This window comes from Caldicellulosiruptor bescii DSM 6725 (genome assembly GCF_000022325.1).
In the GTDB taxonomy this organism is placed as follows: domain Bacteria; phylum Bacillota; class Thermoanaerobacteria; order Caldicellulosiruptorales; family Caldicellulosiruptoraceae; genus Caldicellulosiruptor; species Caldicellulosiruptor bescii.
The window spans coordinates 1,715,392-1,735,490 of sequence record NC_012034.1; the positions used below are offsets into that span (position 1 = coordinate 1,715,392).

The 20,099-nt window shown below is 35.8% G+C and carries 22 protein-coding genes; 8 read left to right on the forward strand and 14 right to left on the reverse strand.

All coding sequences use genetic code 11. The features are described from left to right. Positions 1 to 8: 8 nt before the first annotated feature. From cysK to ATHE_RS08125, 8 genes are all read right to left on the reverse strand, one after another. Positions 9 to 935, reverse strand: coding sequence for a cysteine synthase A (gene cysK, locus ATHE_RS08090; RefSeq protein ID WP_015908048.1), 927 nt, complete (start codon positions 933 to 935; stop codon positions 9 to 11). A 97-nt stretch (positions 936 to 1,032) separates the two neighbouring features. After that, a complete protein-coding gene (locus tag ATHE_RS08095) occupies positions 1,033 to 1,341 on the reverse strand; it encodes a phasin family protein (protein ID WP_015908049.1) in 309 nt (102 codons plus the stop codon). Between the two features lie 20 nt (positions 1,342 to 1,361). Then, positions 1,362 to 3,005, reverse strand: coding sequence for an ABC1 kinase family protein (locus tag ATHE_RS08100; protein ID WP_015908050.1), 1,644 nt, complete (start codon positions 3,003 to 3,005; stop codon positions 1,362 to 1,364). A gap of 6 nt (positions 3,006 to 3,011) precedes the next feature. Further along, positions 3,012 to 5,033, reverse strand: a complete 2,022-nt coding sequence (gene ligA, locus ATHE_RS08105; RefSeq protein WP_015908051.1) for an NAD-dependent DNA ligase LigA — start codon at positions 5,031 to 5,033, stop codon at positions 3,012 to 3,014. Between the two features lie 43 nt (positions 5,034 to 5,076). After that, positions 5,077 to 6,177 carry a Nif3-like dinuclear metal center hexameric protein gene (locus tag ATHE_RS08110; protein ID WP_015908052.1) on the reverse strand — a complete coding sequence of 367 codons (1,101 nt, stop codon included), beginning with the start codon at positions 6,175 to 6,177 and terminating at the stop codon, positions 5,077 to 5,079. Next, the gene (locus tag ATHE_RS08115) at positions 6,171 to 6,836 is read right to left on the reverse strand and encodes a tRNA (adenine(22)-N(1))-methyltransferase (protein WP_015908053.1); all 666 of its coding nucleotides are present in this window, start codon (positions 6,834 to 6,836) and stop codon (positions 6,171 to 6,173) included. The genes ATHE_RS08110 and ATHE_RS08115 overlap by 7 nt, the downstream gene beginning before the upstream one ends. A gap of 258 nt (positions 6,837 to 7,094) precedes the next feature. Further along, a complete protein-coding gene (locus tag ATHE_RS08120; RefSeq protein ID WP_015908054.1) occupies positions 7,095 to 8,177 on the reverse strand; it encodes a D-glucuronyl C5-epimerase family protein in 1,083 nt (360 codons plus the stop codon). Beyond that, positions 8,174 to 9,334, reverse strand: coding sequence for a glycosyltransferase family 4 protein (locus ATHE_RS08125; protein ID WP_015908055.1), 1,161 nt, complete (start codon positions 9,332 to 9,334; stop codon positions 8,174 to 8,176). The genes ATHE_RS08120 and ATHE_RS08125 overlap by 4 nt, the downstream gene beginning before the upstream one ends. 413 nt (positions 9,335 to 9,747) lie before the next feature. Between ATHE_RS08125 and ATHE_RS08130 the strand changes: the two genes are divergently transcribed. Both ATHE_RS08130 and trxA read left to right on the forward strand, forming a co-directional pair. Next, positions 9,748 to 10,017, forward strand: a complete 270-nt coding sequence (locus ATHE_RS08130) for a metal-sensitive transcriptional regulator (protein WP_013290262.1) — start codon at positions 9,748 to 9,750, stop codon at positions 10,015 to 10,017. A gap of 44 nt (positions 10,018 to 10,061) precedes the next feature. Continuing rightward, a complete protein-coding gene (gene trxA, locus ATHE_RS08135; protein ID WP_013430081.1) occupies positions 10,062 to 10,388 on the forward strand; it encodes a thioredoxin in 327 nt (108 codons plus the stop codon). Between the two features lie 95 nt (positions 10,389 to 10,483). Here trxA and ATHE_RS08140 read toward each other — a convergent pair whose 3' ends face one another. From ATHE_RS08140 to ATHE_RS08150, 3 genes are all read right to left on the reverse strand, one after another. Continuing rightward, entirely contained in the window at positions 10,484 to 11,209 is a 726-nt protein-coding gene (locus ATHE_RS08140; RefSeq protein ID WP_015908056.1) for an SIMPL domain-containing protein, read from the reverse strand. A gap of 101 nt (positions 11,210 to 11,310) precedes the next feature. Then, positions 11,311 to 12,132: an AraC family transcriptional regulator gene (locus ATHE_RS08145; RefSeq protein ID WP_015908057.1), complete on the reverse strand. Its 822-nt coding sequence runs from the start codon at positions 12,130 to 12,132 to the stop codon at positions 11,311 to 11,313. A gap of 65 nt (positions 12,133 to 12,197) precedes the next feature. After that, positions 12,198 to 12,629: an EamA family transporter gene (locus ATHE_RS08150; protein ID WP_013430078.1), complete on the reverse strand. Its 432-nt coding sequence runs from the start codon at positions 12,627 to 12,629 to the stop codon at positions 12,198 to 12,200. A gap of 108 nt (positions 12,630 to 12,737) precedes the next feature. Between ATHE_RS08150 and ATHE_RS08155 the strand changes: the two genes are divergently transcribed. The 6 genes from ATHE_RS08155 (at position 12,738) to ychF (ending at position 17,272) form a co-directional block, all read left to right on the forward strand. Then, positions 12,738 to 12,938 carry a hypothetical protein gene (locus tag ATHE_RS08155; protein WP_013403025.1) on the forward strand — a complete coding sequence of 67 codons (201 nt, stop codon included), beginning with the start codon at positions 12,738 to 12,740 and terminating at the stop codon, positions 12,936 to 12,938. Positions 12,939 to 12,943: 5 nt separating this feature from the next. Beyond that, the gene (locus ATHE_RS08160) at positions 12,944 to 14,830 is read left to right on the forward strand and encodes a heme NO-binding domain-containing protein (RefSeq protein ID WP_179121863.1); all 1,887 of its coding nucleotides are present in this window, start codon (positions 12,944 to 12,946) and stop codon (positions 14,828 to 14,830) included. Positions 14,831 to 14,853: 23 nt separating this feature from the next. Continuing rightward, entirely contained in the window at positions 14,854 to 15,108 is a 255-nt protein-coding gene (locus tag ATHE_RS08165) for a hypothetical protein (protein ID WP_013430076.1), read from the forward strand. 38 nt (positions 15,109 to 15,146) lie between these two features. Next, positions 15,147 to 15,815, forward strand: coding sequence for a lytic transglycosylase domain-containing protein (locus ATHE_RS08170; RefSeq protein ID WP_015908059.1), 669 nt, complete (start codon positions 15,147 to 15,149; stop codon positions 15,813 to 15,815). Between the two features lie 48 nt (positions 15,816 to 15,863). After that, complete coding sequence (locus ATHE_RS14785) at positions 15,864 to 16,022, forward strand: hypothetical protein (RefSeq protein WP_015908060.1); 159 nt, start codon at positions 15,864 to 15,866, stop codon at positions 16,020 to 16,022. 161 nt (positions 16,023 to 16,183) lie between these two features. Beyond that, complete coding sequence (gene ychF / locus ATHE_RS08175; RefSeq protein WP_015908061.1) at positions 16,184 to 17,272, forward strand: redox-regulated ATPase YchF; 1,089 nt, start codon at positions 16,184 to 16,186, stop codon at positions 17,270 to 17,272. A 62-nt stretch (positions 17,273 to 17,334) separates the two neighbouring features. Here the strand turns inward: ychF and larC are convergent, their stop codons facing one another. Genes larC through larE form a run of 3 tightly spaced genes read right to left on the reverse strand, consistent with a single transcriptional unit; the run spans position 17,335 to position 20,081 of the window. Beyond that, entirely contained in the window at positions 17,335 to 18,456 is a 1,122-nt protein-coding gene (gene larC, locus ATHE_RS08180; RefSeq protein WP_015908062.1) for a nickel pincer cofactor biosynthesis protein LarC, read from the reverse strand. A 29-nt stretch (positions 18,457 to 18,485) separates the two neighbouring features. Further along, on the reverse strand, positions 18,486 to 19,247 hold the full coding sequence (gene larB, locus ATHE_RS08185; protein ID WP_015908063.1) for a nickel pincer cofactor biosynthesis protein LarB: 762 nt from the start codon (positions 19,245 to 19,247) through the stop codon (positions 18,486 to 18,488). 27 nt (positions 19,248 to 19,274) lie between these two features. Further along, positions 19,275 to 20,081, reverse strand: a complete 807-nt coding sequence (gene larE / locus ATHE_RS08190; RefSeq protein ID WP_041727156.1) for an ATP-dependent sacrificial sulfur transferase LarE — start codon at positions 20,079 to 20,081, stop codon at positions 19,275 to 19,277. Positions 20,082 to 20,099 lie beyond the last annotated feature (18 nt).

Sequence of the window (20,099 nt, forward strand, 5' to 3'; positions counted from 1 at the left end):
CCAAAATTTTACATCCCGACATCAAACAAATCAGTAGACAAATACCTTTCTCCTGTGTCTGGAAGAAGAACAACAATCATCTTCTTTTTATTTTCTTGCTTTTTTGCAACCTCTAAAGCACCATAGAGTGCTGCACCAGATGATATCCCCACCAAGATGCCTTCTTCTCTTGCTAAATATCTTGACATCTCATATGCATCTTCGGCTTTTACCTTGACTATTTGGTCATATATTTTTGTATTTAATACCTTCGGCACAAACCCTGCACCAATCCCCTGTATTTTGTGAGGACGAGGCTTTTCTCCTGACAAAACTGCAGAGTCATAAGGTTCAACTGCCACAACCTTAACAGACGGCTTTTTCTCCTTCAAAACTTCACCAACTCCTGTGATTGTTCCACCTGTGCCAACTCCAGCAACAAATATATCAATTTTACCATTTGTATCATTCCAAATCTCAAGTGCAGTTGTTTTTCTGTGAATTTCAGGATTTGAAAGGTTTTCAAACTGTTGTGGCATAAATGCATTAGGGGTTGAATTATAAATTTCAAAAGCTTTTTCAATTGCACCTTTCATACCCTTCTCACCAGGTGTCAAAACAATTTGAGCCCCATATGCCCGAAGCAGTTTTCTTCTTTCGATACTCATTGTCTCTGGCATTGTCAAAATAAGCTTATAACCTTTAACAGCGCAAACCATTGCAAGAGCAATTCCTGTATTACCGCTTGTTGGTTCAACAATTACAGTTTCTTTGTTTATGAGGCCTCTTTTTTCAGCATCTTCAATCATAGCAAGACCAATTCTATCCTTTACACTTCCACCGGGATTAAAATATTCTATTTTTGCTACTATTTCTGCATCAAGATCTTTTGAAAGCTTATTTAGCCTCACAAGAGGCGTTTTCCCAATTAGCTCCACGATACTGTTATATATCACCTGTATACCCCCTAATTCCAATCGAAATAGTATGTTTTAATTTAATTATATTACTTTTTTTTCAAAATGTCAAAAAAAATTAAAAAGAAAAGTTTTTCTATTCATTCTTTTGTTTTGACAGCTCTTCTCTTATTATCTCTCTTATTCTCTCCTCTGAAATAACTTCTGACTTTGTTGCAAGGTTCATCTTGTTTAAAATGTTCTCAACTTGTTTTGCAATATAGTCGTTGAGGTCCTTTCTCTGCTCTTCGCCCTTCTCCATAATCTTATTTACCATTTCTTGTACTTCATTTTTGCTAATCTCACCTTTTTCAGCAAGCTCATTCACAAATTTTTCTACTTTCTCTTTTGAGATGGCAAAAACTCCAAGTCCGATGTTGATAACCTTTTCTAATAAATCCTTCACTTCTCACACCTCCACAAATATTATTTTTCTTTTCTGATAATCATAACAAGCATGATGATAATAAGAACAATCAATATTAATATACCCAATCTCAAAGCCCATAAATACCATGCTGATAAGATTGTTTTGTACAAGGCGGGAGAAAGCAAACCTCCAACTGTCATGCCTGCAATTATTATACTAACTGAAAGAAAAATAACCGAAAGCGAAACTTTGTTTGCAAGTCTTTCCATCTGGTGCAGAATCTTGTCTATGTTTTTAATCTCGATGTTAACTGTAAGTTCGTCCTCTTCAAGCTTTTCTAATATTGTCTCTGTCTTTTTAGGCAAAAATTCAAACAAACTAAGGTAAGATACCAGAATCTCAAACAAATTTGAAATGCTAAGTTTAGACAGCCTATTTTTTAACACAAGCCTGCTTACATACGGCAAAATCGCCTCTAAAATATTTAAATCAACTTTCAAAAGAGCAATGTCATTTTCAAGAAGGCTGAGCGTCCTGCCAAAAAAAACAAACTGGTGGGGAATTTTTAGCTTGTACTTAAACGTAAGCTTAAAGACATCATTGAACACATCTGTTACCTTTATAGAACTGATGGGCTGGTTTATATAATGATTCACTATACTTTCAATATCATTGTAAAATTTGTTGGCATCAATGCCTTTTTGAATTATTCCAAGCTCTTTGAAAGCCTTTATTGCTCTTTTCTTATCATTCAGAACTATTCCCAAAAGCAAGTTAGAAAGACCTTCTCTATCTTGTTTGCTAAGGTAACCTACCATTCCAAAGTCTACAAAGGCAATATCGTGATTATCTGTAATTAAAATATTACCTGGATGAGGGTCAGCATGAAATACTCCCAGCTCAAATATCTGTGAAAGATACAGATTTACAAGCTTTTTGCCAAGCTTCAGCCTCTTATCAAGTGGAATTTTTTCTGCATCTATGCTTCCCAGAGTATTTGCCTCAACAAAACTTGTAACAAGAACCTCTTCGGAGCAAAGATCATCATACACATCAGGAATAATAACCACCTTGGTTGAAAAAGCTTTCCTTAACTTTTTTATGTTGTTTTGTTCAAACCTGAAATCTATCTCTTTTAAAAGCACATTTGCAACTTCGTTTACTATATCCGAAAAACTGACAATATTTTTTACTGGTGAGTACTTGTCCAAAATTGCACTTATTCTTTTTAATATCTCTATATCAGTTTTAACCTCATTATCAACATTAGGTCTTCTTATTTTCACAGCAACCTTTTTGCCATCTATATAACCTATATGGACCTGACCAATTGAAGCTGTTGCAATTGGTTCTCTTTCTATATATTCAAACTTATCAAAGATACCATTTCGGACCAAAATAGTTTTTGCCTCAGCAAAGGAAAATGATTTTACGTTTTCCTGAAGATTTTTAAGCTCTGCTATAATGTCTTCTGGCACAAGGTCAGGTCTGTTAGCAAGAAGCTGACCCATTTTGATAAATGTTGTTCCAAGCTCTTCTAAAGCATTTTTAAGCCTCTGTCCTCTATTTACTTTGTTTTCAGAAAACCTTTTAAATTTTACAAGCGGAGTGCTACTAAAGACATAGCCAAACCCGTGTTTTACAAAGACATTTATTATATGTCTCAACCTGTTAATTGTTTTTCTTCTATTGTTTTGCAAACAAACTCACTCCATTAAAATCTTTTCTGCTTCCTCGCGCGACAAAGCTTTTACTAACTTTTCAAAATCTTCTTCGTTCAAAATTTTAACACCAAGCTGCTGAGCTTTTGTAAATTTGCTACCAGGGTCCTGACCTACAATCACAGCTGTTGTCTTTTTAGATACACTTTCTGTCACTTTTGCACCAAGACTTTCTAAAATCTCTTTTGCCTCATTTCTGCTATACTTTGACAAAGCCCCTGTCAAAACAAATGTGTAGCCTTTTAAAATATCCGATTTTGCTTTCTTTTCAGAAACTGTATTTACACCAGCAGCTTTTAGCCTTTCTATTAGGTGTCTTGTCTGCTCCTGCCTGAAAAATGTCACAACGCTTTTTGCCATCTTTTCACCAAAGTCAGGAAGACATAAAAGCTGCTCTTCTGTTATAGTAAAAAGGTCATCTATAGACGATATATGCTCAGCAAGAGTTTTTGCAGCTTTTTGCCCAATGTGCCTTATCCCAAGCGCATATATTAGCCTGTCTAATGGTCTGTTTTTAGATGCTTGTATAGCTTTCAACAAATTATTTGTAGACTTTACTCCAAAACGCTCTAAATTTACCAAGTCTTCAAACTTCAAATAATAAATATCAGCAGGAGTCTTTATAAGACCTTTTTCAAACAAGGTTTTTACAACCATTTCGCCCATGCCGGCGATGTCCATTGCATCGCGCGAAACAAAGTGTAAGATTAACCTGTAACTTTTAGCAGGGCATTCAACACCTGTACACCTGTATGCAACCTCATCTTCAAATTTTATAACATCTGCTCCGCAAACAGGACATTTCTTTGGCATCTCAAAAATTCTTTCTTGCCCCGTTCGTTTTGAAAACACAACCTCAACAACCTCAGGGATAATCTCTGCAGCTTTTTGCACTATTACTGTATCGCCAATTCTAATGTCCTTTTGCCTTATATAATCCATGTTATGAAGAGTTGCCCTTGAAACAACAGAACCTGAAATTCTTACAGGCTCCAAAATTGCCGTGGGTGTTAGAATACCTGTGCGTCCAACATTGACCTCAATATCCAATAGCTTTGTTTCTTTTTTCTCAGGCGGAAATTTGTAAGCAACAGCCCATCTGGGCGACTTTGCAGTCTCCCCCGCAACATCTCTCAGTCTTAGCTGGTTCAGCTTCACAACAGCACCGTCTATCTCAAAAGGAAGCAAGTCCCTTTTTTCTTCAATTTTCTTTATAGCTTCAAATGCTTCTTTAATATCCCTGCAAACAACATAGTCAGGTGAAACTTTAAAACCAAGATGCTTTAAAAACTCAAGCGCTTGTGCATGTGTTTCAAGCTCTTTTTCACACCACTGGATATTGAAGACAAATATATCAAGTTTTCTTTGGGCTGTTATTTTTGGGTCAAGCTGACGAAGCGACCCTGCCGCTGCATTTCGTGGATTTGCAAAAAGAGGTTCTTCATTCTCTTCCCTTTCCTGGTTGAGCTTTATAAACTCATCCTTGGGCATGAACACCTCTCCACGAACAACAATGGAGATGTCTTCTTTTAGCCTTAGCGGAATAGACCTTATAGTCTTTAAGTTTTCTGTCACATCCTCACCTACATTGCCATCTCCACGAGTTGCACCCCTGATAAAAAGACCATTCTCATATTCAAGCGCAACAGATAGCCCGTCAATCTTGTATTCAACAACATAGTCAAAATTAGATGTACCAATAAGTTCCTTTAGTCTTCTGTCAAAATCGTAAAGTTCCCCTTCATTGAACACATTTGAAAGCGAAAGAAGCGGCACACGATGCACAACCTCTTTAAAACCTTCTTTTACCTTTCCACCAACCCTTTGAGTAGGAGAATCTGGAAACACATATTCAGGGTATTGCTTTTCAAGCTCAACAAGCTCACGATATAACATATCATATTCATAGTCGCTGATCTCTGGATTATCTTCAACATAGTATTTATAATCATGATAATTGATAAGATCAACAAGTTCTCTTATTCTCTTTCTTATAAACTCGCTCATGTGCCTTTTTCACCCTCTTTGTTTACAATTTTAAAATTTAGGTTTAGTAAATGTTTGTAAAGCTGGTATTGATTTTGGATTTATATATTTTCAGATCATCTTTTTTCTTAAAGTCTTCAAAAAGGCTGTAAACGATATCCACAAACACCTTCTCGCTCTCATAATGTCCAAGCTCTATTATACTCATCGATAGCGACTTTGCCAGCAAAATCCCGTGGTGACCAACTTCGCCTGTGATAAGACAGTCTGCACCTTTGAAATATGCATCTTTTATAAGGTCTTTACCAGAACCACTGACAATGGCTATCTTCTTAAAAGCATCTTTTTGAATGCTTGCTTTTACAAAATCAAGGTTTAGTTTTTGTTTTAGCTCTAAGATAAGTTCTTTTGCCAAAACCTCTCTCTCTCCAACAACTCCTAAACTTTCATATGATATATCATTTTCAAGCCGGTATATGTCATATGCAACTTCTTCATAAGGATGAGCTTTTAACATCGATTTTATTACATTTTTGAGCTTATCTTCAGGCACTATGCTCTCAAGTCTTACCTCTTTAACCTTTTCAAGCCTCCCCACCTGTCCTAAAAAAGGTTTTGCACCTTCTTGAGGTTTAAAACTTCCTTCACCTTCGACTGCAAAAAAGCAATGGCTGTATTTCCCAACAAAGCCCGCACCTTCATTTGCCATTGCCTCTAACACATTTTGTACATAGTCTACTGGTACATACACAACAACTTTAAAATACCCACTTTTTTGTTTGATGTTCAAACCCTCAATGTTTTCAAGACCTATGAGATTGGCAAGCCAGTAGTTTATACCATGTTTCGAGACATCTGCACTGGTGTGAGCAGAATATATATTTATGCCGTTTTTGATAGCATCTATGATAATCCTTCCTTCTGGTGTGTCATCTTTTATACTTTTGATTCCCTGAAAAATAAGTGGATGATGGGAAATTATAAGCTTTGCTCCAAGCAAGATAGCTTCTTTTAAGACCTCCTCTGTCACATCCACACATATCAAAACTGAATCTACTTTGTCTGAATAACTTCCAACCTGAAGACCGCAGTTGTCCCATTCATATGAGAGTTTTTTGGGAAAATAGGTTTCTATAAACGAAATTATCTCCTGAGCACTTACCACTTTTTCAATTCCTCCTCAATCATAATTAAAACCTTTTCTTCATATGAGGTATCTAAAAAACTTTCCTTTTTCATCCCCATGATTTTCTGCATCTTTTCTTTCATTTTCAAAAGAAATTCGTAAGCTTCTTCTGTTCTGTTAAGAATATGCTTTCCAATGTAAATATCTTTGTCTGAAAAAGATATTTTTTCTTCCGAGTAGCTGGATTTTATAATGACATAAAACCTGTTTTGGTCCTTTATAACCTTTTCATTTAATATATCAAACCCATTTTCAAAAAGCCATTTTCTTAAAAGCTCAATGTCTTTCATTGGCTGCAATATCAAAGTGGTATTAGATATTCTGTCCTTTGCCCTGGATAAGATACTACAGATGTTTTCTGCTCCCATCCCTGCTATAACAGCTTCATCAACATCCTCTTCAATTGGATCAAATCCGTTGCCAAGCAAAAACTCTATTTTATCATCTACATTTTCTTTTTTAGAAAGCTCTATTGCTTTCAAAAGAGGCTGAAAATTGATGTCAACTGCAAAGACTTTATCTGCAATTTTTCTTTTGATAGCTTCTACCGCAACATACCCGTGGTCACATCCTATATCAGCAAGAGTATTGCACCTATCCAAAAGATTTATGATTTCTTCAATTCGCTTTGAAATCACTAAAACCTTTCTCCCCAAAATCTATCTTTTTCTTTCTAATAACAATTATAATTTTTGTCAATAATAATATCAAACACTTTACTCAGCAGGAAGAAAAGAATTGAAAAAGCCAAGTGATATTGAAAGAATAACTGAAATGCTACAAAATTTTTTAAATCTTAGTAAGGAAGATACTCAAAGTAATTTCAAAACAACCATAGAAAATCAAAATATGCCAATTTTTAAAAAATTAGAAGAAAAAAAGAGGTTGTGAAAAACTTACACAACCTCTTTATTCTTTTCTTCACTTTTAACAAGATCTTCGATGAAGAGCCTTGCTAAGAGGTAACAAATGGTAGATTCTGCACCCTGGTTCTGGTTAATGCCATCCTCTTCTATACCGTCTCTACATCCACCTGTTTTTTCATCATACAGAGGTTTTTTGTGAATATTTTCACCTAAAAACCACTTGAAAGCTTTGAGAGCTTTTTCTTTGTATTCTTTTTCTTCAGTGATTTTATAAGCCTCAGTATAGGCAATCACACAGACACATGCATCAATTGGTTGCTCATCAAAATAAGGACGTTCTTTTCCTTTTTCATACCATCCTCTGTTCCCTATAACTCTTAGAATTCCATTTTCAAATAAAATACCAGACAAGAAATCAAGAGCTTCTTTTGCAACCTTTAAATACTTTTCTTTTTCTGTAACAGCAAAAGCTCTAAACAAAGCATAGGGAATTATTGCATTGGCATATGTGAGCTTGTCAGAAAACCATTTCCAGTTCTCATCTGAGTGTTTGTGGTAAAAGTTTAAAAGTTTTTCAGAAAGAGCTTCTAAGTACATTTTTGCTTCGCTTGAAAACTCTTTTATGTCGTGCAACATTGAAAGTGCAACTACTGAATAAGCAATGCTAATCGGGTAGCTGAGGTGCAAAACATTTCTGAGCGAGCGTTTTAACATCACATACGCAAGCTCTTTAATAGAACTATCAAGTATCTCAGAGCTGTAAACATACGAAAGAGCAATCAAAGACCTTGCAAAACAGTCTTCCGTGCCTTTTTCGTCCAGAAATACCCTTGAATAATTCATAAAGTTTCTGAAAAAGCCATCCTCAGTGTAAGCATTGTATAAAAATGCCATGTATCTATAAACAAGGTCAAGGTATAATTTGTCTCCCGTCTTTTCATAAAGCCTCAAGGCAACAATCAGTGCTCTTGCATTGTCATCTGTTGTATATCCTTCTTTATAGTTTGGGACTGAGAATTTAGCGTGCTGCAAAATTCCTGTTGAGTCTGTCATTCTAAAAAGATGTTTTGTGTTTAAAGAAGGAAGGGCAAGCCTCTTTGTTCCTCTTTTCATGCTATCACCCCTACCTTCTTGTTTATTTCAACAACATCATAGAATATATCTATCATTCTCTTTGCGACATTGTGCCAGTACATTTCTTTGCCAATCTCCAATGTCTTTCTTTCAATCTCTTTCCTGAGATTTTCATCTCTTAGAAGCATCAATATTCCATCTGCAATCGACTGTGCATCTTCAAACTCTACAAGAACACCTCTGCCATCCGAGAGCATTTCCTGAGCGTAAGTATAAGGCGTCGAAACTATAGCTTTGCCAGAACCGATAGCATATGCGAGTGTCCCTGATACAGCCTGCTCCCTCCCTATGTAAGGAGTCAGGTAAATGTCGCTCAGGCGCAAATATTCCATTATTTCTACTTTTGTTAGATATTTATCAACAAACTGGACATTGTTTTCTAACTTTAATTCTTTTACCATATTCATAAGTTTTTCTCTATACTCTTCGCCTTTTATTCTTTTGATATTTGGATGTGTTTGACCCAAAATCAGATACACAGCCTCTGGAAATTCTTTTCTTACCTTGTTCATTGCTTCAATCGCATACTCTAAACCCTTGCCAGGACTAATAAGTCCAAACGTGGATATCACTTTTCTACCTTTTAATCCATACTTTTCTTTCAAAGTCTCTCTATCATCAAGCTCCATATATGGTACACCATGGTGAACAATTTCGATCTTTTCTTCTTCTATGTCATACACTTCCATGAGAATATCCTTGGTGGTTTTAGCCATTGTTATGACCTTGAAACTTGCATCTGCCAACTTTTTCAGTATCTCAAATTGTTTTGCAGTTGGGTTTTTCAAAACTGTGTGGAATGTTGTAATGATTGGTTTTTTGATAAGCTTCACAAATGGGATTATATAATCTCCATCCTCTCCGCCAAATATTCCATATTCATGCTCAATTACCACAACATCAATGTCCGACATATTAATAAGATTAGCTGCTTTTACATAATTTGAAAATTTGTCTTGATTAATATCATATAGCACTCTATTGTCATAAATATGCTTGTCTTTGCTTAGAGCAATTATATAACAACGTCTTACATCATTATATTTTTCAATTGCATTTACCAAATCCTGCGTAAAAGTGGCAATACCACATTCTCTCGGAGGATATGTGCTTACAAACACTGGCTTTATAGCCATTTAAATCCCTCCTTTTCAAAAAATATTTAGTTTTATAGCTAAAATTATTTTTCCCACTGCCACTTTTACTTATACCTTGCCCTCAAAACCGCTGGAAACCCATAGACGACATGAGACTTTGACTTTATACCCTGATTTGTTTTACTTTGACCTTCCTTGATTTTTAATTATACCCATCTGTGAATACTTGTCAATTATTAAAAAAGTCTATTTTGGGCAATTTAAGACCAAAATTCTTTATTATTTTTAAATTTTTTGAGATAAATCAATTCTATCTTTAATTATCTCTTAAAATCTAATGTTTATTTTAGAAACCTTTTGCAAAAAATTATTTTTAAAAAATGTTGACAAAATGAAAAAAGAGAGTATAATAATTAAGTGATAGGGGTATATGGTATAGGGAGGGTTAGAAAGTGGATGAATTGAGCAAAGAAAAAGAAAATCTACTGCTGAGACTCAGAAAAATTGAAGGACAGATTAAGGGTATCCAGAAAATGATTGAGAATGACAAGTCTTGCAATGATGTTTTGACACAGATTGCAGCTGTAAAAGCTGCACTCAACAAGGTGGGAGCAATTATACTTGAAAAGTATTCAAAGTCATGCATTGCTGAGTACAAAAATACTGAAAATGAAAAAAGCATTGATGAGCTGATTGAAACCTTATTAAGGTTTATCAAATAAATAAAAGTGGGTATATATAAAAATTGAAAGGAGATGTGATAAAGATGGCAGATAACATTGTAACTTTAACAAGTGAAAACTTTGAAAGAGAGGTCTTGCAATCAGATATTCCTGTTGTTGTGGATTTCTGGGCAGCGTGGTGTGGACCTTGCAGAATGGTTGCACCTGTTATAGAAGAGCTTGCTCAGGAATATGCAGGGAAAGTAAAATTCGCAAAACTCAATGTTGACGATTATGGCGACATAGCATATGCATTCAGGATCATGAGCATTCCGACAATAATGCTCTTCAAAAATGGCAGGGCAGTTGACAAGATTATTGGTGCAAGACCTAAGAGTGACTTTGTAAACTTTATAAACAGAAATCTGTAATATCTTGATGCTACTTGAAAAAACTACCTGAAAAGGCGGCAGGAATAAACTGCCGCCTTTTTGCATATATTTTTTTGCATATATTTTAGAAAATCTTAATATACCAATGTTACCTCTGCCTTTATCTCAATTGTTCCAGGCTGAATTTGGGTTGATGTTGAAGAAGCCATAGCTTCTGCTTTGTAGTAGACTATTGGAGGATTGTTCACATAGCTATTTTCCGTAACAGATTTTGGCTTGCCAAGACTTATGCCAAGTCCTTTTGCAATTGTTGCTGCCTTTTGCTTTGCATTTTCAAGTGCTTTTGAGAGTGCCTGGTTATAATAAGGTGATGAATTAGAAATATCAAATGTCAAGCCGCTGAACGTATTCACGCCGTTTTTGAATGCAGTGTCAATAACCTTTCCAACAAGAGAAAGATTTCTTACAGTTACGGTCAAATCAGTTGATGCATAAAAGCCCACTATCTTTGAAGCACCATCATCTTTGTTGTAAGAATATTTAGGATAAACATTAATTCTAAGAGTTTTTATATCTTTTGAGTCAATGCCAAGCTTTTTTATCCCCTCAATTGTCTTGTTGATCTTGGTTGATGTCAAAGAGTAAGCAGTATCTGCACTGATATCTTCGCTCAAAACTCCAAATGTCAAAATTGCTATGTCAGGCTCTACATACAAAGATGCCTGTCCTTTTACAGTAATCTCTGTTTTGGCTTGAGAAGATGCAGATGATGCATCCGCCTTTCGCGCAAAAAATACCAAAAAAGTTGCCAGCAGCAGCAAGATTGCCAAACTTACAGCTCCAATCTTTCTGTTTTTCATCTTTAACTAAATTCCCTCCTAAAAAATAGCTTCTTCTTGTTTTTTATTCTACCTTATATAACGCTAAGCTTCCATAAATGTTACGACATTTAAAAAATTTTTTAACCAAAAAGCCTTTTGAACTGCATTGGTGTTATTCCTTCCAGCTTTTTGAACATATAGCAAAAATAGCTTGGATTTTTGAATCCAACCTCATAACATACTTCTTTTATTTGAATCATCGAGTTTTTTATCAAAAGTTCTTTTGCTTTTTGAATCCTAATTCTTATCAAGTATTCGTAGGGTGTTGTTTGAAAAGTCTTCTTAAAAACTGAGCAAAGATGCTGCGGTGAAAGACCAATCTGCTTAGAAAGTTCATCTAAGGTAATGTTTTTAGAATAATTATCTTCAATATATTTCAAGATTGGAAGTAACTTCAAATAGTTGCTCTCAAAATTTCTCTCAATTTTATTTTGCAGATTTAATGCCATGTGAAGGATGAAGCTATAAATGAGCTGCGAACACTCAATCGACACTATATAATTGTAAAATGATGCTTTGTTTGAAATAGCTTCTAAAATACCTTCCAAATATTTTTTGCTTGAGAGCTTGAATATTTCAAAAGGCCTTACTCCCATGGTTTTTAATATCATCTCACAAGCAGGACCGTTGAAAGTAAGCCACAATGTTGACCACTCAGAAGATATCGCATAATATTCATGAGGAACACCTGGCCACAAGAAAAAAGCAGTAGACTCATCCACAATGTATTCCTTTCCATCCACAATCAAAACTCCTCTACCTTGCGCGGTGTGAAGATAATGATAATCCGGATGCCCATTCTTTCGAACAATATGTTCTTGATACCGATTAAAGCCCACGCTTTTGAGATAAATAGGAAGTCCTTTTTCCAAAGAAGTGTTGACTATAAAGCAGGTTTTCATAATGCTGTCTTTCCCCTCTTAAAAGTTTCAAAGTTTGTTTTCTAAAATCTGAAAAAAATATTCTTTTAGCCCAGTGCAACAAATATAGAACCTGCGGCAATTAGCAGCACTCCAATTGCTGTGTAAAATGAAACTTTCTCGCCAAGAAAAATGGCAGCAAGTACTATTGCAAACACAACCGAAAGCCTGTCGATTGGCGCAACCTGCTGAACCTTCCCATTCTTGAGAGCCAAAAAATAGAAAAGCCATGATAGAGCTCCTGCAACGCCACTTAAAACAATAAACAAAATAGCTTTTTTATCAGCTAATATTTCCCCAACCTTGCTCAGTTTCCCCTGAAATGCAACTACAATGATTAAAAAAGCAGCCATAATCACGGCTCTTATAGATGTTGCAACGTTTGTATCAATGCCTTTTAGACCAATCTTCCCAAATATTGCAACAAGAGATGCAAACAGAGCTGATAAAAGTCCGAATATTAGCCACAAATAGTTCATTATATTAATCCCTCCGTTTTCATCAGATGTATAGTCAATTACATTTTAGCCAATAATCAAAATGATAGCAATTAAAATTTTTGATGGAAAGAGAGGTATTGAGGTCAAATGAAAGGATCAATTGATATTTTGTCTCAGATTTCACAGCTCAAAGAGGTTGATTATAAAAACACCTTGATGATAACCTCGCTAATTGAAGTTTTGGTTGACAAAGGCATTATCGCACGAAAAGAAGTGTTTGAAAAATCTATATTTTTGGACAGACTTATAGAAAGCGAAGCACAAAGAAGAATTGAAAAGAGCACATAAAAGTTGTGCTCTTTTTCATTTTTTGTGGTATTATTTTAATATATCGCACTTTATTAGAAGGGGGAAATATAGGCTTGAAAGGAACTGTTGTTTTAACCTGGCTTGAAACAATTGGAAATATATGGGGAGATGATGTTAAAAAGTATGCAAAGCAAGGTATGGGGCTCGATGAGTCGGTAATAATTTCACCCACAGATGATATTGACGATGAACTTGTTCACAGGATGATTGAAAAGGCGTGCGAAAAGGCAAATATTCTTCCATCGCAGATGTGGAGAGAGATTGGAAAAAACAACATAAGAACCTTTAGTAAATGGTTCCCCTCATATTTCCAAAGACTGTCTCTCAAAGGCTTTTTGGAATATATGGACGATGTTCACAGTCAGCTTACCCGAATGATAAAAGGTGCAAAACCACCCAGAATAATCTTTGAAGAGATATCGCCAAACGAGGCCTACATAACATATGTGTCCAAAAGAGGATTTTATGATTATTTCCTTGGTCTTCTTGAAGGAAGTGCTGAATTTTTCAATGAGAAACTTGACTTTGAAGAGCTTGAAAGGTTCAAAGATGGTGAAGGATTTTATCATCTAAAGATTAGAATTAAATTTGAAAAGACAAACCGAAAGGTTAAAAAAGCTTATTTTAATATAATAGCAGGTTTAGGCTTTATAAGATCCTTAGAGTTTAAGATTTCTATATTCTCAAGCATCGCTGTTATAGTTTTAAGCTTCATACTTGACTCAAACAAAACTGAATATGTCAACCATCTTCTTATGGCAGGTCTAACTTTCATAACCACATTCATTGCGGCTTTTTTCATCTTAAGACCATTAAAGCCTATTTATGACGAATTGAATTCACTTAAGAATTTAGACTTTAGCGGCTCACTGATAATAAAGACAAATGACAAATTAGAAAACTTTGCAAAAATGTTAGCAACTACAAAATCTTCTGTAAAAAAAGATTTGCTTTTACTCAAAGGCGGAAGTGACGAGATATATAACTTCTCTAAAAACATAAAAGAGATTGCTGACAAGATGAAAAATCTTTCTGATTCTGTTGCTGGAATTGTAAATGATGTTGCTCAAGGTGCTGTTCATCAAGCAGAAGAAATTGAAAAAGCTGTAACAACTTTGAATGAAAATATTGAAAATCTTAAACAAATTGTTTCTCAACAAACTCAAACAAAAGATATTTTGACTGATGTTAATCAAATCCTTAATAATTCTGGAAAAGACATAAGTGAAGCTGCAAAGGATATAAACAGAATAAGCACCGAGTTTTCTGAGATAGTTCAAAAAGGTAGTAAACTTTCTGAAGAGGCAAACGAGGTTATGAAGATAACATCAACAGTTGCAGAGATTTCAAACCAGATAAATATGCTTGCTCTCAATGCTTCAATTGAAGCTGCAAGAGCTGGAAATGTCGGTGTTGGATTTGCAGTTGTCGCAGATGAGATAAGAAAACTTGCAGATAGCACCATGTCGTTTGCAAAGACAATTAACAAAAACCTCAAAACATTTGTGGAGGAGATTGAAAATCTGTCGACTATTTTGACCCAGCAGTTTGAAAAACTCACAAAGAGTGAATCTACTTTAAATGACGTGGTGAATAATAACAATCAAAACATTGAAAGAATATCAAATGTGGTTGAGACTTTAATTTTGCAAATTGAATCTCTTTCGCAGGAAGCCGAGAGGATTTCAAGTGTATTCGAAACAATTACATCTCTTTCGGCAATATCTCAAGAAAACTCTGCATCTGCACAGGAGATGGCGGCTTCAATTTCCATGTATGCAGAAAGCATAAAAGAGCTTTTGAACAAGGTTGCTGATCTGGAAAATCTTTCAAATGTATTTAAAGAAGAGCTTTCAAAATACCGATTATAAAAATAAAGAGGAGGGTTTTGAAAATGTGCAAAACTTTTATAGCTGCAATTTTAGTTGACAACAGGTTGCATGATGCACCAAAACTTCAGGAAATTTTGACGAAACATGGCTGTCTAATCAAAACAAGACTTGGAATTCATGAGGCAGGTGAGAGCTGTTCAAACCAGGGACTTATCATCTTGCACATGCAGGCAACAGAGGATGAGATAAAAGCATTTGAAAACGATGTGAAACAGCTTGAGCATGTAAAACTTCAGTATATGAATCTTGAATGCTAAAGGCATTTAAAAATAAAGTAGCTTGAGGGGATTTTGTTATGTTAATTTATAATGTTCAGGATTTTATTGCGCAGAAATTTTCCCAGATAGCGCAAAGAATATCAAGCAAAACTAACCTGCCCCAAAATTTTAAAGATATATTTGTGAAGAGTTTTGAAAATGCCGTTCAAACAACCAATGTAGAAACTGATACACCAATTTTGAGCATACAGACAAAAGCTGCAGATATTATTTTGAACAAAAGACTTGGCAGCTACAACCTGCAAAGCTCAAGCTATTCTTTTGAGCCTTCGACCGACAAATTTAATCTTAGCAAAGACGATATAATATCAATCGCAACACAAAAGGCAAAACAATATGGAGTTTTGCCAAGCCTTGTCTTGAGCGTAATTGAAGCAGAATCAGGTTTTCGTCAAGATGCAGTCTCAAAGGCTGGCGCAATTGGTCTTATGCAGCTTATGCCTCAAACTGCAAAATCTCTTGGTGTAAACCCATATGACCCTATAGAAAACTTAGACGGTGGGATAAGATATTTGAAGGAAAAGATTGAAGAGTTTGGTGGAAACATTGAACTTGCGCTGGCAGCTTACAATGCAGGTCCAGCAAATGTTTTAAAGTTTGGTGGAATTCCACCGTTTGATGAGACTATAAACTACGTTCAAAGGGTGCTTTTGCTTTCTCGAAAATACAGAGAATATGATGTATAATCCCCCTCTTCAGTTGCACACATTAATAGAAAGAGGGGGAGATTAAAAATGGTCAGAACAAGAAAGCTGTATAATCGCCAAAGAAGTAGATACAGCATACTCAAGGCAAAAAAGAATATGCTATGTATGCTCGGCTCTTATCTTACAGGGCTTTTTAAGGGTATGATGATTGGAATGATAATCGGGAAAAAACTTAGAAAAGATTAAAGGGCTCTAAAAATTTTTTAGCGCCACCTCGTAAAATGGCTCAAAAGAAAGCGGGGTGGCGTTTTTATTTTGTGCAATTCTAAATTGATTTTTGACACAAAGTATTCTATACTGTTTATTTGTAAAAAACAAAAGATTTTCATAGGGGGCAAAAAAGAAAAATGCGACTTGGTATTGTTGGACTTCCAAATGTAGGCAAGAGTACTCTCTTTAATGCTATAACAAAAGCGGGTGCAGAAGCTGCCAACTACCCTTTTTGTACAATTGAACCCAACGTGGGAGTTGTCGCAGTGCCTGATGAAAGACTCGATGTACTTGCCAGAATATACAATCCTGAAAAGGTGACACCTGCTTTTATTGAATTTGTTGACATTGCAGGGCTTGTAAAAGGTGCAAGCAAAGGTGAAGGCCTTGGCAATAAGTTTTTGTCTCATATAAGAGAGGTTGACGCAATTGTTCATGTTGTTCGCTGTTTTGACGACACTGATATAGTCCATGTGGAAGGAAGTGTAAACCCAAGAAGAGACATTGAAATAATCAATTTAGAACTGATCTTTGCTGATATGGAAATGCTGGAAAGAAGGCTTGACAAGACAAGAAAACTTGCAAAAAATAGCAAAGAAGCAGTACACGAGCTTGAAATCATGGAAAAGATCTATTCTACATTGGAAAGTGGCAAAATGGCAAGAACGCTCAAATTCGATGATGAAGACGATTTAAAATTTGTAAATTCGCTCAATCTTCTTACATTCAAGCCTACAATTTATGCAGCTAATATCTCTGAAAAGGATATTGGAAAAGAAAATGAATATGTAAAAGTAGTAAAGGAAATCGCAGCAGAAGAAGGGTCAGAAGTAATTGTCATCTGCGCTAAAATCGAAGAGGAAATTGCTGCTCTGCCAGAAGAAGAAAAAAAAGAATTCTTAAAAGAACTTGGCATTGAAAAATCGGGACTTGACAATTTAATCCAGGCAGGATACAGGCTTTTGGGACTGATTTCGTTTTTGACAGCAGGAGAAAAAGAAGTAAGAGCATGGACAATCAAAAAAGGAACAAAAGCACCACAGGCTGCTGGCAAAATCCATAGCGATTTTGAAAAAGGATTTATAAGAGCTGAAGTTGTACCGTTTGAAGTGCTGGTAGAATGTGGCGGGTTTGCCCAGGCAAAAGAAAAAGGGCTTGTCAGGTCAGAAGGGAAAGATTACGTCATGCAAGATGGTGATGTGGTCATTTTCAGGTTCAATGTGTAGATAATATTGTATATTGCAAGAAAGGGGCTATCCAATGTATTTTTCGGATTGCCCCTTTTTTATTATTCAGTTAACTTTTTAATATCTTCAAATTCAAGTTTGATTCTTTTAATATCCTCATAAGAACTTATCTTTAATCTCAGCTCGGGATTATCCTGAATTCTTTTCTCCTGTCTTTCCATCTCTATTCTCTGCATTTTTACAAATCTTATACCAATTGTAGATGTCCAGCGAAATATTGCAGAGGCTACATCCTCAAAGTTTTGAGCTTTTGTTATGACCCCAATCTTGTAAGCTGGCCTACCTTTTTTCATGAAAATTGGAGTAAAATAGACATCCAAAGCACCGCTTTGCATTATTTTTTCAAACGCAAGCGAAAGCTCTTCGCCTGTCATATCATCAACGTTTGCAAATATCTCAAAATAATCACCATCAAAATTCAGTTTTTTTTTTCCAACTATAGCTCTCACAACATTGGGAATAGGAAGTTCTTTTGTCCCTGCACCATACCCAATCTTTTCGATGGTCATATTTGGCATTTGGGAAAACGAGCTTGCAACTGCCGCTGCAATACCAATGCCTGTTGGGGTTATAAGTTCAGATTCAATATCCTTTGTGGAAAGTGGAATACCATTTTGCCTTGCTATTTCCAAAACAGCTGGCGCTGGCACGGGAATAATCCCGTGCATCGATTTTGTAAAACCTCTGCCGTCACAAAGAGGCGAAAATACTATTTTTTCAGGCTTTAAATTGTCTATACAAAGAGAAAATGCAACAATATCCACTATTGAATCATCTGCTCCAACCTCGTGGAAAGAAATTTCTTCTGGGTTTTTGCCGTGCACCTTAGCCTCTGCCAAAGCTATCTTTTCAAATATTTTTATCGACATCTCTTTTACAGCCTCTGGCAAAGAGCTTTCTATCAGCATCTTTTTTATGTCTTTAAAAGTTCTGTGATGATGGGTGCTATCGCTGTGATGGTCATGTTCATGTGATTGAGTATTTACTATAAACCTTTTTGCCTTAATACCATTTACAAACTTCTCCTCAACCGAAAGTTCTACATCAAGCTTTAAAAGGGAAATAGCTGATTTTATATACTCAAAATCAACTCCACAGTCAATCAGTGATGCAACAAGCATATCACCTGCAAGACCTGAGATTGCATCAAAATAGAGAATCATAAAAATTTTCCTCCTCTTTTCTTCCTTCTTTACAAGTTCTGATTTGCAAGCGAATTTATCATATGTGCAACAATAGCTGCACCAAATCCATTGTCAATGTTGACCACACAAACACCGTTTGCACACGAGTTTAGCATGGTAAGAAGAGCTGAAAGCCCCTTAAAATTTGCGCCATAACCAACAGATGTTGGAACAGCAATAACAGGTTTTGAAACAAGCCCAGCAACAACTGATGCAAGTGCACCTTCCATACCAGCAACTGCAACAACTGCATTTGCTGATTGAATATCATCAAGGTGTGCAAACAGCCTGTGGATTCCTGCAACACCAACATCGTACATCCTCTTTACATTGTTCCCCAAAATCTCCAAAACTATAGCTGCTTCCTCTGCTACTTTTAAATCAGCAGTTCCAGCAGACACAACAGCAACGTGTCCTTTTGGATTTTTGATAATTTCAACCCTCTTTGCACAGATAATTCTACCTGTTTCATAATATATCACATCATCTTTTAGATGTTCTCTCAAGTATTCATACTGCTCTCTGCTTGCCCTTGTACCAATAATGTTTACTTCTCCTCTTTCAATCATCCTCTCAAAAATCTTTAAAACCTGCTCTTTTGTCTTCCCTTCACAAAAGATGACCTCAGACATGCCCTGTCTGAGCTTGCGGTGATGGTCAATCTTTGCAAAGTCAATGTCTTCAAACGGCATCTTGGCAAAAACCTTCAGTGCCTCGTCAACCGAAATTTTGCCGTCTCTGACATCTTCAAGTATTTTTCTTACATCCATATCATACCTTCTTCCTTTCGTGTTAAATCAGTTCATGCTTCCTATTCTGTAGCCGGAAAGGTCAAGCGTTACATACTTAAATCCCAAGGCTTTCAAAACGTTTGAAACTTCATCAATCAGTTTAAGGTTGAAAAATTTTGAAAGCTCCTCTTTTGCAACCTCAATTCGCGCAATAGCTCCGTGATGTCTTACTCTCACCTGTGAAAATCCTTTTTGAACCAAAAAATCCTCTGCCTTTTCTATCATTTGAAGTTTTTCCAATGTAATTTCATCACCATATGGAATTCTTGTAACCAAACATGCAGAAGAATGTTTTTGATATGTGGAAATCCCAAATTCTTTCGACAAATACCTTATCTCCTCTTTTGTAAGTCCTGTTTCAACCAGTGGGCTTTTGATACCTTCTTCCTCAAGAGCTTTTCTGCCGGGTCTAAAATCCTGAAGGTCATCTATGTTTGAACCTTCAACTATCTCGTTTAGATTTAACTCCTCTTTTAATACTTTTAATCTCTTTATCAAATCTTTCTTGCAATAATAGCATCTAAGTCTATCATTTTTCATAAAATCCTCATTTGAAAAAACGTCTCTCTCTATAACAATCAGCCTTGCCCCAATGTCTTTTGCAAGCTTTGCTGCATCTTCCTTTTCCCTTTGCGGGCTCAAAACTGAACTTGAAAACACGGCGATGGCTTTTTCCCCCAGCACATCAAACGAAACCTTTAACAAAAATGTAGAGTCAACTCCCCCCGAAAACGCAACAAGCACGCTTTCATAGTCTTTTATAATTTCTTTTAGTCTTTCAAGTTTTTCATATGCAATTTTTTTATCCACCAATGTTTTAATCCCTGCCTC

Excerpts from the sequence above, each read along its gene's own strand:
- ligA (WP_015908051.1), bottom strand. The coding sequence starts at position 5,033 with ATGAGCGAGTTTATAAGAAAGAGAATAAGAGAACTTGTTGATCTTATC.
- ATHE_RS08120 (WP_015908054.1), bottom strand. The coding sequence starts at position 8,177 with ATGAAAAGAGGAACAAAGAGGCTTGCCCTTCCTTCTTTAAACACAAAA.
- ATHE_RS08125 (WP_015908055.1), bottom strand. The coding sequence starts at position 9,334 with ATGGCTATAAAGCCAGTGTTTGTAAGCACATATCCTCCGAGAGAATGT.
- trxA (WP_013430081.1), top strand. The coding sequence starts at position 10,062 with ATGGCAGATAACATTGTAACTTTAACAAGTGAAAACTTTGAAAGAGAG.
- ATHE_RS08140 (WP_015908056.1), bottom strand. The coding sequence starts at position 11,209 with ATGAAAAACAGAAAGATTGGAGCTGTAAGTTTGGCAATCTTGCTGCTG.
- ATHE_RS08145 (WP_015908057.1), bottom strand. The coding sequence starts at position 12,132 with ATGAAAACCTGCTTTATAGTCAACACTTCTTTGGAAAAAGGACTTCCT.
- ATHE_RS08150 (WP_013430078.1), bottom strand. The coding sequence starts at position 12,629 with ATGAACTATTTGTGGCTAATATTCGGACTTTTATCAGCTCTGTTTGCA.
- ATHE_RS08155 (WP_013403025.1), top strand. The coding sequence starts at position 12,738 with ATGAAAGGATCAATTGATATTTTGTCTCAGATTTCACAGCTCAAAGAG.
- ATHE_RS08165 (WP_013430076.1), top strand. The coding sequence starts at position 14,854 with ATGTGCAAAACTTTTATAGCTGCAATTTTAGTTGACAACAGGTTGCAT.
- ATHE_RS08170 (WP_015908059.1), top strand. The coding sequence starts at position 15,147 with ATGTTAATTTATAATGTTCAGGATTTTATTGCGCAGAAATTTTCCCAG.
- ATHE_RS14785 (WP_015908060.1), top strand. The coding sequence starts at position 15,864 with ATGGTCAGAACAAGAAAGCTGTATAATCGCCAAAGAAGTAGATACAGC.
- ychF (WP_015908061.1), top strand. The coding sequence starts at position 16,184 with ATGCGACTTGGTATTGTTGGACTTCCAAATGTAGGCAAGAGTACTCTC.
- larC (WP_015908062.1), bottom strand. The coding sequence starts at position 18,456 with ATGATTCTCTATTTTGATGCAATCTCAGGTCTTGCAGGTGATATGCTT.
- larB (WP_015908063.1), bottom strand. The coding sequence starts at position 19,247 with ATGGATGTAAGAAAAATACTTGAAGATGTCAGAGACGGCAAAATTTCG.